The following is a 13,124-nucleotide window of genomic DNA, read 5'->3' on the forward strand; positions in this document are numbered from 1 at the left end:
AATCTATATCTTTTGGTAGAATTAGGCGCATAATTTTTGTAGTAGGTTTCTGAAATCTAATGGTCTTTGTACCTTTGAGCTGTGTTACCTAAAAAACTTATAAAACGACTAAATGAACGCAGTGCCAAGAATGCACTACGAACCTTAAAAACCCAAAGCGATTTGGTTGATTTTGCATCCAATGATTATTTGGGATTTGCAATGTCTTCGTCTATTTTTGATAAGGCCCATCAAATTCTTGCCCAAAACAAGCTTCATCAAAATGGAGCAACGGGTTCTCGTTTACTCACAGGTAATCACAAATTGTATACAGAAACCGAAAACTTTTTAGCGAAATATCACAATGCCGAATCAGCGCTGATTTTTAACTCTGGATATGATGCTAATATTGGTTTCTTTTCTAGCGTACCACAACGTGGGGATGTGATCTTTTTTGATGAATTGATTCATGCTTCTATTCGAGATGGTATTCAGATGAGTCACGCCAAATCCTATAAGTTTAAACACAATGATCTGGAGGATTTGAGCAAAAAGCTTGAACAACTAATTTCAAAGAATGAAGAACATCAACACTTGGGAGATGTATATGTTGTTACCGAATCTGTTTTTTCGATGGATGGTGACTGCCCAGATCTGAAAGAGCTCGTCAATTTGAGCAAAACATATGGCTTTTTTCTAATCATTGATGAAGCTCATGCTACAGGAGTATTTGGAGCAAATGGAGTCGGTTTATTGCAACAATTAGAAGTAGAGCAAGAAGTGTTTGCACGCATAATCACCTTTGGTAAAGCTATGGGGTGTCATGGAGCTGCAGTGCTAGGATCAAAGATATTACAACAGTATTTGGTTAATTTTGCCAGAAGCTTTATTTATACCACTGGATTACCGGCACATGCAATAGCGACAATTCAAGCGGCGTATGGAGAGTTGCAGCGTACAGATCAAACCAAAAAACTGCTCGAAAACATCAGGTATTTTAGACAAAAGCTAAAGGACTACCAGATAGCATCCCTATGTATTGATAGTGACTCGGCAATACAGTGCTGCATTATTTCGGGTAATGAAAAAGTAAAAAAGATTGCACAAGGATTACAGAAGAAAGGTTTTGATGTAAAACCCATTATGTCTCCTACGGTACCTCTCGGAAAAGAACGTTTGCGCTTTTGTTTACACAGCTATAATTCTAAAGAAGAAATTGATGAAGTTTTAAAGCTGTTAGCTACCTTTGTTTAAAACTTTAAAGACATAATTATGCCTGGCAAATCAAAGGCAACTCCTAAAAAAGTATTCATAACCGGGATAAGCACAGAAGTTGGTAAAACTATTACTTCGGCAATCGTTGTAGAAGCATTACAAGCAGATTATTTTAAACCTGTACAGGCTGGAGATCTGGCTTTTTCGGATACCGATAAGGTGAAAAAACTGGTGTCTAATTCAAAATCGGTATTTCATGAAAACAGCTATGCATTGCATACGCCTATGAGTCCTCATGCCGCAGCAGCAATAGATAATCTTGTTATCGAAAAAAGTAACATTACACTTCCAGAAACAGATAATCATCTGGTGATTGAAGGTGCGGGAGGATTGTTGGTACCGCTCAATGATACGGATACGATAATGGATTTGATAGCACCAGATTATAAAGTGATTGTGGTATCTAGACATTATTTGGGAAGTATTAATCATACCTTAATGACGGTAAAGATTCTAAAAGAGCAAGGTTTTGATGTTTCGATCATTTTTAGTGGAGATGAACACAAAACAACCGAAGAAATCATTAAAAAAATGGCAGATGTTCCTGTGATCGGGAGAATCGAAAATGAGCCTTTTTTTGATACTAGTGTAATCAAAGAATATGCAGAGCTGTTTCAGGAAAAATTGGAGAAGTTATGAAGGTAGAACAAGACAATAAAGTAAGCGATTTGATGATTGAGGAGAATGGACTGAGAGTACGTGATCAAAAACACATTTGGCATCCGCTTACGCAACACAAAATTCATCCCGAAGCATTGCCTATTGTAAAAGCAAAAGGAGCTTTGTTGTATGATGAATCGGGGAAAGAATATATCGATGGGATTGCATCGTGGTATACTGCAATGTATGGGCATTGTAATGAGTATATATTGGCAAAGGTTGGAAAACAAATGCAACAACTCGATCAAATTGTATTCGCAGGATTTACACACGAGCCCGCCATTCAACTTTCTGAAGCATTAATTGAAATACTTCCGGAAAATCAGGAAAAAATATTCTTTTCGGATAATGGTTCAACAGCAAATGAGGTTGGGATCAAGATGGCATTGCAATACCATTTTAATCAAGGAGAAAAGAGGAATACGATTATTGCTTTTGAAGATGGTTTTCATGGGGATACCTTTGGAGCGATGTCTGCATCGGGTTTATCAGTATATAATGGGCCATTTGAAGATTTTTTTATTGATGTACAGCGCATTCCGACCCCAAATACCAACAATATTGATGAGGTAATTGAGAAATTACATAATATCATCGATTCAAATTCTGTTGCAGCTTTTATTTATGAACCTTTGGTTCAAGGGGCCAATGCTATGCATATGTTTGATGCAAAGTATATCAACCAAATTCTTAAGATCTGTAAAGAAAATGAGGTGATCACTATAGCAGATGAGGTGATGACAGGCTTTGGTAAAACGGGGAGTATGTTTGCCTCAGATATCATAGAGATTAAACCCGACATCATTTCAATGTCAAAAGCACTTACGGCAGGATTTGTACCGATGGCTGTGACGAGCTGCACTCAGAATATTTATGATGCTTTTCTTGACGATTCTGTAGGTAAAGCGTTTTTTCATGCGCATACCTACTCGGCTAATCCTATAGCATGTGCAGCGGCATTGGCAGGTATAGAATTATTACAAAGTGAGGAGTATCAAAATCATATTGAAAGAATAACAACTTCGCATCAAGAGTTCGATCAAAAAATTAAGAATCATCCCAAAATAAAAACAACCAGACAACAAGGAGTGATCTATGCGTTGGATTTACAGATTGAGATGGATCGATATGGAAAAAAGAGATATGAGATTTTTGATCATTTTATGCAAAAAGGAATCTTTTTAAGACCTCTGGGGAGTACTATTTATATCCTTGCGCCATATGTTGTAAGTACAGAACAGTTGAACAAAATGTATGAAGCTATACTTGAGCTATTGGGAAACGTCTAGTAAGATATTCACAAATAAAAAACTATAAAGAGGCTAAGAGTCGCTTAGCATAGTTTTTGGATAGTTTTTCGGGATTTCGGTAGTAATTAAAGCTGGTTTGGTCTATTTGATAGCAATCCGATAAGTACTTGATCTCATTTTCAAACTTTTCTTTTTGATAGTCATCAAAGGATTCTTTGAATTTTAAAAAACTATCCGATATCCCCTCAAAAACGATGATTCCATCACTTTCTAAGATCTCTGAGAACGACTCAAAATCTTTTGAATGATGTTTACTTGGTAATTTTTGAAACATTAGGGGTACGGTTTGCTTAACACAAAAGTAACTTTTTTTTAACAAAAAGAAATGAATCCAATGTTAAGAATCACCATAAATCTTGTGCGTAAATTCTTATAAATCAAAGAGGGTATCTTCTTGTAATTGTTCTTCCAAACAACTTTTGAATTGCTCTTTATGATCCACAAAAAATGCCAGTGTGGTGAAGGTTTTTTTCATTCCATAAAGTCCGTAGAGTACTTGCTCCTCCTTTAATGTGATGATCACATTATGAGATTCTAACTCCCCAAGAGGGGATAATTTACGAGTAGTTGTATTCCATTCCAAATCTTTGCTGCTTATTTCAACAGATTCAATATGATGCAAATCGATACTGGTTTCACTCAAAAGACCATATCTTAAGTGTAGTTGATTATTGTCTATAGAGATAGGTCTTTTCATCAGAGATTTCAGAAAGCCAAAAATTTGAATTCCTGAATATACACTGATCCCGGAAACAATCCAGGCAGCAATTGTACTCCATTTTTCTAAAAGTATATGCAGTACATAGGTTTCTATGCCGATGATGGGGATGAGTGCAATTAATAATGAAATTGTTCCGCTATTTTTATGATAGGTAAATTCGTTTTGGGTTACTACACGTTTTTTCCAATACAAAAAGCCATAATAGAAAACAGCTATTTCCATAGCTAATAAAGTCCCTACTTTACCAGGAAATATTTCTTCGCAAGCATTTTTGAGCGCCGAAAAAAAATCCGGAATAGATTGGGCTCGATCACGATATAGGGCAAAGGTCTGTTTTACTTTATACAAGATAAAGGTAACCACTCCTAATTCTACAATAGGAAAGATCCAGGTTTTCACCCATTGCAACAAGGTTTGATGTTCTTTAGGTAGAACATTAGAAGCAATGATCATCCCTAGCCCAAAAACAGGAACAATCGTAATTTTAGGAATGTTTTTCTTTCGGATTAGCAAGAGATAAATGATCGGTATCGTAAAGAGTAAATCGATGGTTACACCCTTAGCAAGTAAACCAGGGCTTTGATCAAATAATTTTGAAGAAGCTAGCCAAACCAATATACCAATAAATAATAAAGGTATTCCAATCGTAGCGATATTGATCTTATTCAAAGTCTTCGTCATCATCGATTTTTTGTTCGTATCCTAATAAGTCAATTTGCTCATCGGTCTCCGAAATGATCACATACATTTCAGAATATTCCCACTGATCATTTGTTTTGGTACCCACAACATAAACTCTCGCTTCACCTTTTGGTCCTTTTATGGGTACAGAAATATTGGCATCCCCTACATTATTCTCATAAGAAAGACTTCCTTGCATGATTCCATTAGTTTCTATAGGCTCTCCAAGTATTTCTATCACATAATCATCTTGTTTTACCTTGGCAAGAGCATCTTTATAAGGATCAGCATTGGTCATAAGTTCACTTACTCCAAAAATTACAGATCCTAGAAATACAAAAAATAAAATAATAATGGTCAAACAGCCTCCTACCGGAACTGCCCAACCCCAGTTTCTTGCAAACCAACTTTTTTGTTGTTCTTGATGTGCCATAGGGTGATGAATATTAGTGTTTAACTATAGGTAGTTGAGATCTCTATTTTGTTACTAATTTTAACGATTTACTGTAGTAAAAATAGCGCATAAGTGTTGAACAAAATTGAACAAACCCCTACATTTGCCAAAACTTAAGAATTGCAACAATCAATATCTATTACTGGGATCGCATCTATTTCTCCTCTGGGAGTTTCTGAGGATGAAATCTGGGAGCAATACAAGAATCAGAATCATTGTATTTCTATTCGGGATTTTGGTAAACAACCTACCGTAGTAGCAGAACTTACCAAACAGACGAAGCAATTTATTTCAGAATTAAGAAAAGAGAATCACCATTACGAAAACCTGGACGATTCGGTGCTTTTTGGAATATTTTCGGCTAGAAAAGCAATTGCTTGTGCAGGTTGGGGAGAGGACAAGAATTTTGGGATTAACATAGGTTCTTCAAGAGGCGCTACTCAGCTATTTGAAAAGTATCACCGGGAATTTTTGGAGACTGGAAATTCATCCACTTTGAGTTCTCCTACGACTACTCTTGGTAATATATCTTCCTGGATTGCTCATGATTTGCAAAGCGTAGGTCCAGACATTAGTCATTCCATTACATGTTCTACTGCATTACACGCGTTTTTGAATGGTGTAGCCTGGATTCAATCAGGATTAACCGATAAGTTTTTGGTTGGTGGTAGCGAGGCGCCACTTACTGATTTTACGATTGCCCAGATGAAAGCCTTAAAAATCTATGCTTCGGATACCGATTTGGCATATCCTTGTCAGGCGTTACAATTGGATAAAAAGAGAAATTCGATGTTTTTGGGTGAAGGTGCAGCTGTAGCCTGTTTAGAAAAAGGGCAACAAGAAAATGCGATTGCCTTGGTAAAAGGTATTGGATATGCTACAGAAACATTAAAGCACAATATTTCGATATCCACCAATGCAGATTGTTTTCAAAAATCGATGAGAATGGCCCTCGAGGGCAGTGGAGATAAGGAAGTCGATTGTGTGATTATGCATGCTCCGGGAACGACCAAAGGAGATCTGGCAGAATACAATGCTATTCAAGAGGTTTTTAGAAATAAAAAATTACCGGCACTTACCACAAACAAGTGGAAGATTGGACATACTTTTGGTGCTAGTGGGATTTTGAGCATAGAAATGGCTATATTGATGCTAAAACATCAAAGATTTATATCGGTCCCGTTTGTACAGAATACTACGAACCCTGATCGAATACGAAGAATTATCGTAAATGCCGTAGGTTTTGGAGGAAATGCGGTAAGTATATTATTAGAAGCACCCTAACGTATTAAGACTTTAAATCGTCTTACTGTTGGTAAAAACAACGAATTTGATGTTTTGAAGTTGTGTTTTTTGATTTTAAACAATTACTTTTGAACACTTACATATCTTATTTATGAGCGTTATTAGACACGATTGGACAAAGGAAGAAATCCTTGATATTTATAATAAACCAATGATGGATTTACTTTATGAAGCGGCTAGCATTCATAGAGAACATCACGATCCCAATACAGTACAGGTATCTACCCTTTTATCTATAAAAACAGGAGGTTGCCCAGAGGATTGTGGATACTGTCCACAAGCTGCAAGGTATCATACAGATATCGAAGGAAATGATCTAATGAGTGTACCACAGGTAAAAGCACAGGCACTTCGAGCAAAAGCTTCAGGAAGTTCCAGAGTTTGTATGGGTGCTGCATGGCGTAATGTAAAAGATGGTCCTGAGTTTGAAAGCGTATTAGAAATGGTACGTACCATCAACAAATTAGATATGGAGGTATGTTGTACCTTGGGTATGATTACCGAAAATCAAGCGCAACGATTAGCTGAAGCTGGTTTGTATGCGTATAACCATAATTTAGATACTTCTGAAGAGTACTACAAAGAAGTTATCTCTACAAGAGGATATGAAGATCGTTTAAAGACGATTGATAATGTTCGAAAAACAAATGTTACTGTTTGTAGCGGTGGTATTATCGGAATGGGAGAAAATGTTGAGGATCGTGCAGGAATGCTGGTAGCCTTATCAAAACTAAGTCCGCAACCAGAGTCAGTTCCTATTAATGCGCTAGTAGCGGTTGAAGGAACCCCTATGGAAGATGAGAAACCTGTAGCTATTTGGGATATGATTAGAATGGTAGCAACCACTCGAATTGTAATGCCAAAGACTCAGGTACGTTTGTCTGCAGGAAGAACGGAAATGAGTAGAGAAGGACAAGCAATGTGTTTCTTTGCAGGAGCTAATTCTATTTTTGCTGGGGATAAATTGTTGACCACACCTAACCCTGATGTTAATGAGGATATGGAAATGTTTTCGTTACTAGGATTGATCCCGCAAAAACCATTTGTGAAGAAAGCACAGCCTGAAACTGTAGAATCCGAAGATTCTAAGTTCGAATCAATGGGCGAAAAGCCAAAGTGGTCAAGACCAGGCCATACAATCGAAAGAAATGAAAGCGCTAAAAACAATGCCAAAAAGGCTGTAGCGGATAAATAAACAAGAAATTTTTTCGTTTTAAAATTATTTTCATCCTACGTGAAATTAAATTTAGAGCAAATACCAAGGGTAACATCAATTACCAAAGAGGAGTTCCTTTCACAATATGTCGCATTACAAAAGCCTGTAGTTATCGAGCGATTGATTGTGGATTGGCCTGCATTTAAGAAATGGGACCTTGATTATATTGGAGAAATAGCTGGAGAAAAAGAAGTACCGATTTATGACGATCGACCTATTTCTTCAAAGTTTAAGTTTAATGAAGCTCATGCCAAAATGAAAATGAGCGAGTATATTGACTTGCTTAAACAAGGGCCTACCAGTTATCGAATTTTTCTGTACAACTTACTCAAAGAAGTGCCTGAACTTCAACAAGATTTCAGGTATCCAGAGATTGGCTTGAAGTTTATGAAAAAGCTGCCTTTCTTATTTTTTGGGGGAAGTGGATCCAAAGTCTTTATGCATTATGATATCGACTTGGCTAACATATTTCATTTTCATTTTCATGGAGAAAAACAATGCATTTTGTATCCTCCTTCTGAAACGAAATACCTTTACAAAGTACCTCATGCGCTTATTTCTCACAACGATATAGATTTTACGAATCCAGATGTGGAGAAATGGCCTGCCCTAAAAAAGGCTAAGGGATATGTTACTAATCTGAAACACGGAGAAACATTATATATGCCAGAAGGATATTGGCATCAAATGACGTATTTGACTCCAGGTTTTTCGATGAGTATACGTTCTGTTCCGAGAAACCTCAGAAACTTTGCCGAAGCCACATACAATGTGTTTTTTATGCGTTATTTTGATAATTTTATGAGAAAACGAAGAGGACAGCAGTGGATCGATTACAAAAACAACATGGCCATCCGCAAGACACATTCAAACCTTAACTTGTAGAGGAATGTACTTTTTGCAAAAATGTAAATAGTTATAGGTTTAGGTCATTTATTTTGTCAAAAACCAATTGGTTTTCCCATCCTCGGTAGATCAGATAATCAATTAGTTTCTTTTTTTTCTTGTAGTGATCTTTTTCGGTTAGGGAAGCGTATTTTTTATCAGCAAGTTCATGAAATGTCTCTAGATAACTAGATTCTGGTATTTCTTTGAGTGCAGTTTTAATATTGTATGCCGATATATTTCTGAATTTTAGTTCTCTTACGATTCTTTGTTTACCCCATTTCTTAATTCGAAATTTTCCTCTGGCAAAGCTTTTGGCAAATCGTTCTTCATTCAAGAAATTGTGTTCCAAAAGGTGCAGAATAATCTGTTCTTTGGCCTCTGGAATGAGTCTCATCCCACTGAGTTTGTTCATTACCTCTTTATGGCATCGCTCTTGATAAGCACAATATCGCTCCATTTTATTGAGTGCTTCGCTAACGGTTATTGCTATCGGAGCATTTTTTTTATCCATTCTTCAAAAGTAAAACACAATCTTATATGGATAAAATTAAAAATTTATCAGTAATAAGGTTCTTTTTGGTAATCTTATATTTTTGTAAAAACTCCAATACTACCTTTTCTTCAGATTTGTCCTTAAGACTATGAAGAAGATTCTTTTTGGTAAACTTTTTGAGCTCCAAGGGATTGTACTTCGTTTTGAAATAATAGTTGTTCATCAGGTATCTGCCAAAAATAGAGGTGCTATGAGCCTTATAAATATGTAACCAATCATTTTGACCAACAAATTCACAGGGTTTACCATTGGGTAAAATCGAAAAATGGAAAGGATCAATTTTTTTATTTTCTATTTCCGATATAATATCATTGGGGTTAACATTATTCATATTTATGGGATTAGGTAGATAGTATAACAGGACTTCTAGCTTATGAATAATATTAAAAGCGTCAATTTTATTCATCCCTTGAAAATGCTTTAAAATTGGTACTATTTTTTTGGGTTGATGTTCCATTTTTTTAATTTTTCATGTTTAGGTTTTTAGAGAATTAATTATACTTAAATATGTTTCTAAATTGATAAAATACACGTTCAATTACTCTAAGATCTTCGGTAACTATACCTGCCGTACCTCGCATTTCTCTATTAAATGCTAGTGTTTTTCCATAAGTGGTTTGCAAATCTTTGGGTAAATCTACCTCTATATAATAGTTTCCATCACTATCTGGTGATAAAGACATGCTGATTACCTGGCCATTAATCATTCCAAATTCTTGAAAAGGATAATTGTCTAGTTTTATCAGTACGTTTTGTTCAGGCTTGATCTTTCCGGTATTTACTGCTGGAGTGGTAATTTTTCCAACAAGAAGTGATTGCTTTGGTAATATAGTAAGCACATTATCTCCTAGTTTTACAAACTGGTTTTCACCCCAAAATTTTTGAAAACTTACCTTGCCATCAATTGAGGCGATCAGCAAATAGTTTTGCTCCCAAAGTTTTATTGCTCTCTTTAATTGTTTGTAAGAAGAAATAACTTCTTTTAAATATTTGGTTTCGTTTTGAATTTTGGTAATGTTAGACCCTTGTATACCTCTACGAGTATTGTTTTTGGATTCTTGTATTTGAGACATATTAATTTTTGTATTTTCATAATTACGTCTGGCTTGCAAGTATCCTAATTCTTTATTTTCGAGTTCTACTTTAGAAATAACCCCTTTTTTATATAGCATTTGAGTACGTTCCAAATCTTGTTTTCGAACGTCTAGCTCCTTTTTTTCTAATTCCCTTTGTGTCTCTAGAACCTGAATCCTGCCATTTAATTCGGTTAGTGTTTGTTGTCCAGAGAGTGTTTCTATCGAATAAGGTTTTAAGTGCTTGTTTAATAAAAAATCGGTGTATGATTTTTCAAATAGGGCATAATCCTGTTCAAGCTCCCCAAGTGATAAATGTTCTGTTTTTTCTATGGGAAATTCAAAGGTTTTGTAATCCAAAGTAAGGGTATCAACAATGCTTTTTAAACGTAAGAAATCTTCAAATTTTGCAGTATTTTCGATCACGGCCAATATTTGACCATGCTTCACATATTCTTGATCTTTTACCAATAGTTTTACTATTCTACCACTATTTTTTGCTTCAATTTTTTCTACCGGGACTTGTGTGGTAATGGTAATGTTTGAAGTTACCACATCCGGATATTCAACGATACAACTGGCAGTAATGATAAGTACAAGAACAAAAAATACTACTGTAATCCCCCATCGGGTCATCCATCCTGGTGGATTACTTAGGATTTCTTGTACTTCTTCAGAGCGGAGTTCTAAATTTTCAAATTCTTTTTTTTCCTTGTCAGACATAATTATATTTTTTTTTAACCCACTATTGCTGGGATATGATTTCCGTTCAATAATCCAGGGTTTTGTGATTTTTTTCCGTTTAGTTTTTCTAATTCTAGTTGATTTTTCACCAACTCGTAGTATTCTCCTTTAAGTTGCAGAAGTTCGTGATGTGTTCCTTTTTCTACTATTTTTCCTTCATTCATTACTAGGATTTGATCTGCATTTTTTACTGTACTCAAACGATGAGCAATCACTATTGCTGTTCGTCCTTCAAAAAATGTATTCAGATTTTTCATGATCGTTTTTTCATTATTAGCATCCAAGGCACTGGTCGCTTCATCAAAGAATATAAAATCGGGATTTTTGTATACGGCTCTGGCAATAAGCAAACGCTGTTTTTCTCCTCCGCTTATTCCTACTCCTTCATTTCCTATTTCGGTATTATAGCTTAAAGGTAAACTTTCAATAAAGTCTTTTATGTTGGCGATTTTTACAGCGTGTAATAATTTGTCTTTGTCTACATAATCATCTCCTAAAGCAATATTATTAGCAATGGTGTCATTAAAAATATATCCGTCCTGCATCACAACACCACAATGGCTTCTCCATGTTTTTTGAGATATGTTCTCGAAGTTTTGATCGGCAATTTTTATGTGCCCTTTATTAGGTTTATAAAAACGTATTAGCGTTTTCATTAAGGTAGTTTTACCGCTACCAGATGCGCCAACAATTGCGGTAGTTTTGTTTCTGGGAATAGTAAGGTTCATATCCTTAATAATAGGTTCTTCGGCACCAATGTATCTAAAAGTAAGGTTGTCAATTTTGATATCACCCTGCTCTGGGATCTCATAAACTTTTGCATCCTCTATATTTTCTTCGTTTTTTTCATCATGAATCTCTTTCAGGCGCTCTAAGCTGATTTTTGCATCTTGGGTTTCCTGAATGAATTGTAATAATTGTGAAATAGGACTATTTAATTGTCCAATGATATATTGAATAGACAGCATCATTCCCAAAGAGATTTGTCCGTTTAATACTAATGAAGCAGAGATAAACGTGATAAGGATGTTCTTGAACTGATTAATAGAAGTGGATCCTATAGTTTGCGTTTGCTCAAGGGTTAATCCTTGGGTTGCTACTTTGAATAAACGTATTTGAATAAACTCCCATCCCCATCGTTTTTGCTTCTCGGCATTATGCAATTTTATTTCTTGCATACCTTCAATAAGTTCGATGGTTTTGCTTTGCTCATCGCTCATCTGTGTAAAGCGTTTGTAATCCAACTCTTTTCTCTTTTTCATAAAAAAGAGAATCCAAATAACCAATAAAGTACTACCGATAGCAAAGATTCCGAATATTTTAAGATTGTAATATGCCAAAACTGCACTAAAAATGACAATGTTGAAAAAGGAAAACATAGTATTCAATGAAGAATTGGTAAGTAACCTCTCAATTCTTTGATGATCATTAATTCGTTGCATTAAATCACCTGTCATTCGAGTGTCGAAATAGGAGATTGGCAAATTCATAAGTTTTATAAAGAAGTCCGAAACTAAGGATATATTAATCCGGGTACTGAGATGCAGCAGAATCCAACCTCTAATAGCTTCTATGCTTATCTGGCCAATAAATAACATGATCTGAGCGGCCAAAATCAAGTAGATAAAATTGATATCCTGGTTTTGAATTCCAATATCGACAATACTTTGAGTTAGGAAAGGAAAAATCAATTGAAGCAGACTCCCGGCCAGGAGTCCAATTAATAGCTGTACCATTAGTTTCTTGTACTTAAACAAGTATTTGAACAAGAAAGAAAAGCCCGACTTATTACTTTTTATTTTATCCCAATCGGTATCGTACAGTTTTGGAGTCGTATCCAGGGATAAAACAAGTCCCTCCTGAGTTTTTTCTTTTGCATTATTACCAATCCAGGAGGATATAAATTCTTCTTTGTTATATTCTATAAGCCCGTATGAGGGATCCGATACATAAACGATGTCTTTTTTAACTTTGTAGACTACTACAAAGTGATACTTTTTCCAATGTACAATACAAGGAAATGGGACATCTTCTTTAAAAGTGTCATAATCGGTTCTAATACCAACTGCTCTAAAACCAAGATTTTCGGCTGCTTCGGCAAGACCGAGAAAAGAGCTTCCCGTTCTTGTGGTTTGACTTAAAGTTCTTATCGTTTCCAAAGGAATTACTTTACCATAATGTTTGCTAATGATTCGCAAACATGTAGGACCGCAATCTTTGGCTCCAGGTTGTTTATAGAAAGGGAAAGTTTTCATTGTGGTATTG

The 13,124-nt window shown here is 35.5% G+C and carries 13 protein-coding genes; 6 read left to right on the forward strand and 7 right to left on the reverse strand.

All coding sequences use genetic code 11. From position 1 onward, the window contains the following. Positions 1 to 81 precede the first annotated feature (81 nt). From ACXAGJ_RS09415 to bioA, 3 genes are read left to right on the forward strand one after another with little or no spacing between them, the layout of a single operon-like run. Positions 82 to 1,233: an aminotransferase class I/II-fold pyridoxal phosphate-dependent enzyme gene (locus ACXAGJ_RS09415; protein WP_474839204.1), complete on the forward strand. Its 1,152-nt coding sequence runs from the start codon at positions 82 to 84 to the stop codon at positions 1,231 to 1,233. A gap of 18 nt (positions 1,234 to 1,251) precedes the next feature. After that, positions 1,252 to 1,893, forward strand: a complete 642-nt coding sequence (gene bioD, locus ACXAGJ_RS09420) for a dethiobiotin synthase (RefSeq protein WP_474839206.1) — start codon at positions 1,252 to 1,254, stop codon at positions 1,891 to 1,893. Continuing rightward, on the forward strand, positions 1,890 to 3,203 hold the full coding sequence (bioA, locus tag ACXAGJ_RS09425) for an adenosylmethionine--8-amino-7-oxononanoate transaminase (protein WP_474839208.1): 1,314 nt from the start codon (positions 1,890 to 1,892) through the stop codon (positions 3,201 to 3,203). The genes bioD and bioA overlap by 4 nt, the downstream gene beginning before the upstream one ends. Before the next feature lie 22 nt (positions 3,204 to 3,225). Here bioA and ACXAGJ_RS09430 read toward each other — a convergent pair whose 3' ends face one another. From ACXAGJ_RS09430 to ACXAGJ_RS09440, 3 genes are all read right to left on the reverse strand, one after another. Next, positions 3,226 to 3,498 carry a hypothetical protein gene (locus tag ACXAGJ_RS09430; protein ID WP_073318543.1) on the reverse strand — a complete coding sequence of 91 codons (273 nt, stop codon included), beginning with the start codon at positions 3,496 to 3,498 and terminating at the stop codon, positions 3,226 to 3,228. Positions 3,499 to 3,594: 96 nt separating this feature from the next. After that, positions 3,595 to 4,629 (reverse strand): hypothetical protein, encoded by a 1,035-nt coding sequence (locus ACXAGJ_RS09435; RefSeq protein ID WP_474839210.1) that lies wholly within the window; start codon positions 4,627 to 4,629, stop codon positions 3,595 to 3,597. After that, on the reverse strand, positions 4,607 to 5,059 hold the full coding sequence (locus ACXAGJ_RS09440; protein WP_474839212.1) for a cytochrome c oxidase assembly factor Coa1 family protein: 453 nt from the start codon (positions 5,057 to 5,059) through the stop codon (positions 4,607 to 4,609). The genes ACXAGJ_RS09435 and ACXAGJ_RS09440 overlap by 23 nt, the downstream gene beginning before the upstream one ends. Before the next feature lie 141 nt (positions 5,060 to 5,200). Between ACXAGJ_RS09440 and ACXAGJ_RS09445 the strand changes: the two genes are divergently transcribed. From ACXAGJ_RS09445 to ACXAGJ_RS09455, 3 genes are all read left to right on the forward strand, one after another. Continuing rightward, complete coding sequence (locus ACXAGJ_RS09445; protein ID WP_474839214.1) at positions 5,201 to 6,364, forward strand: beta-ketoacyl synthase N-terminal-like domain-containing protein; 1,164 nt, start codon at positions 5,201 to 5,203, stop codon at positions 6,362 to 6,364. Between the two features lie 112 nt (positions 6,365 to 6,476). After that, positions 6,477 to 7,580 (forward strand): biotin synthase BioB, encoded by a 1,104-nt coding sequence (bioB, locus tag ACXAGJ_RS09450; protein WP_474839216.1) that lies wholly within the window; start codon positions 6,477 to 6,479, stop codon positions 7,578 to 7,580. A gap of 39 nt (positions 7,581 to 7,619) precedes the next feature. Further along, positions 7,620 to 8,486 carry a cupin-like domain-containing protein gene (locus ACXAGJ_RS09455; RefSeq protein WP_474839218.1) on the forward strand — a complete coding sequence of 289 codons (867 nt, stop codon included), beginning with the start codon at positions 7,620 to 7,622 and terminating at the stop codon, positions 8,484 to 8,486. Between the two features lie 31 nt (positions 8,487 to 8,517). Here the strand turns inward: ACXAGJ_RS09455 and ACXAGJ_RS09460 are convergent, their stop codons facing one another. From ACXAGJ_RS09460 to ACXAGJ_RS09475, 4 genes are all read right to left on the reverse strand, one after another. After that, positions 8,518 to 9,000, reverse strand: a complete 483-nt coding sequence (locus ACXAGJ_RS09460; protein ID WP_474839220.1) for a regulatory protein RecX — start codon at positions 8,998 to 9,000, stop codon at positions 8,518 to 8,520. Between the two features lie 22 nt (positions 9,001 to 9,022). Next, entirely contained in the window at positions 9,023 to 9,448 is a 426-nt protein-coding gene (locus ACXAGJ_RS09465; protein ID WP_474839222.1) for a hypothetical protein, read from the reverse strand. An 85-nt stretch (positions 9,449 to 9,533) separates the two neighbouring features. Then, positions 9,534 to 10,838 carry an HlyD family secretion protein gene (locus ACXAGJ_RS09470; protein ID WP_474839224.1) on the reverse strand — a complete coding sequence of 435 codons (1,305 nt, stop codon included), beginning with the start codon at positions 10,836 to 10,838 and terminating at the stop codon, positions 9,534 to 9,536. A gap of 14 nt (positions 10,839 to 10,852) precedes the next feature. Next, positions 10,853 to 13,114 carry a peptidase domain-containing ABC transporter gene (locus tag ACXAGJ_RS09475; RefSeq protein ID WP_474839226.1) on the reverse strand — a complete coding sequence of 754 codons (2,262 nt, stop codon included), beginning with the start codon at positions 13,112 to 13,114 and terminating at the stop codon, positions 10,853 to 10,855. Positions 13,115 to 13,124 lie beyond the last annotated feature (10 nt).

It is taken from the genome of Aquimarina sp. AWH4_224, from assembly GCF_056160245.1.

Excerpts from the sequence above, each read along its gene's own strand:
- ACXAGJ_RS09460 (WP_474839220.1), bottom strand. The coding sequence starts at position 9,000 with ATGGATAAAAAAAATGCTCCGATAGCAATAACCGTTAGCGAAGCACTC.
- bioD (WP_474839206.1), top strand. The coding sequence starts at position 1,252 with ATGCCTGGCAAATCAAAGGCAACTCCTAAAAAAGTATTCATAACCGGG.
- ACXAGJ_RS09435 (WP_474839210.1), bottom strand. The coding sequence starts at position 4,629 with ATGATGACGAAGACTTTGAATAAGATCAATATCGCTACGATTGGAATA.
- bioA (WP_474839208.1), top strand. The coding sequence starts at position 1,890 with ATGAAGGTAGAACAAGACAATAAAGTAAGCGATTTGATGATTGAGGAG.
- ACXAGJ_RS09465 (WP_474839222.1), bottom strand. The coding sequence starts at position 9,448 with ATGAATAAAATTGACGCTTTTAATATTATTCATAAGCTAGAAGTCCTG.
- bioB (WP_474839216.1), top strand. The coding sequence starts at position 6,477 with ATGAGCGTTATTAGACACGATTGGACAAAGGAAGAAATCCTTGATATT.
- ACXAGJ_RS09470 (WP_474839224.1), bottom strand. The coding sequence starts at position 10,838 with ATGTCTGACAAGGAAAAAAAAGAATTTGAAAATTTAGAACTCCGCTCT.
- ACXAGJ_RS09440 (WP_474839212.1), bottom strand. The coding sequence starts at position 5,059 with ATGGCACATCAAGAACAACAAAAAAGTTGGTTTGCAAGAAACTGGGGT.
- ACXAGJ_RS09475 (WP_474839226.1), bottom strand. The coding sequence starts at position 13,114 with ATGAAAACTTTCCCTTTCTATAAACAACCTGGAGCCAAAGATTGCGGT.
- ACXAGJ_RS09430 (WP_073318543.1), bottom strand. The coding sequence starts at position 3,498 with ATGTTTCAAAAATTACCAAGTAAACATCATTCAAAAGATTTTGAGTCG.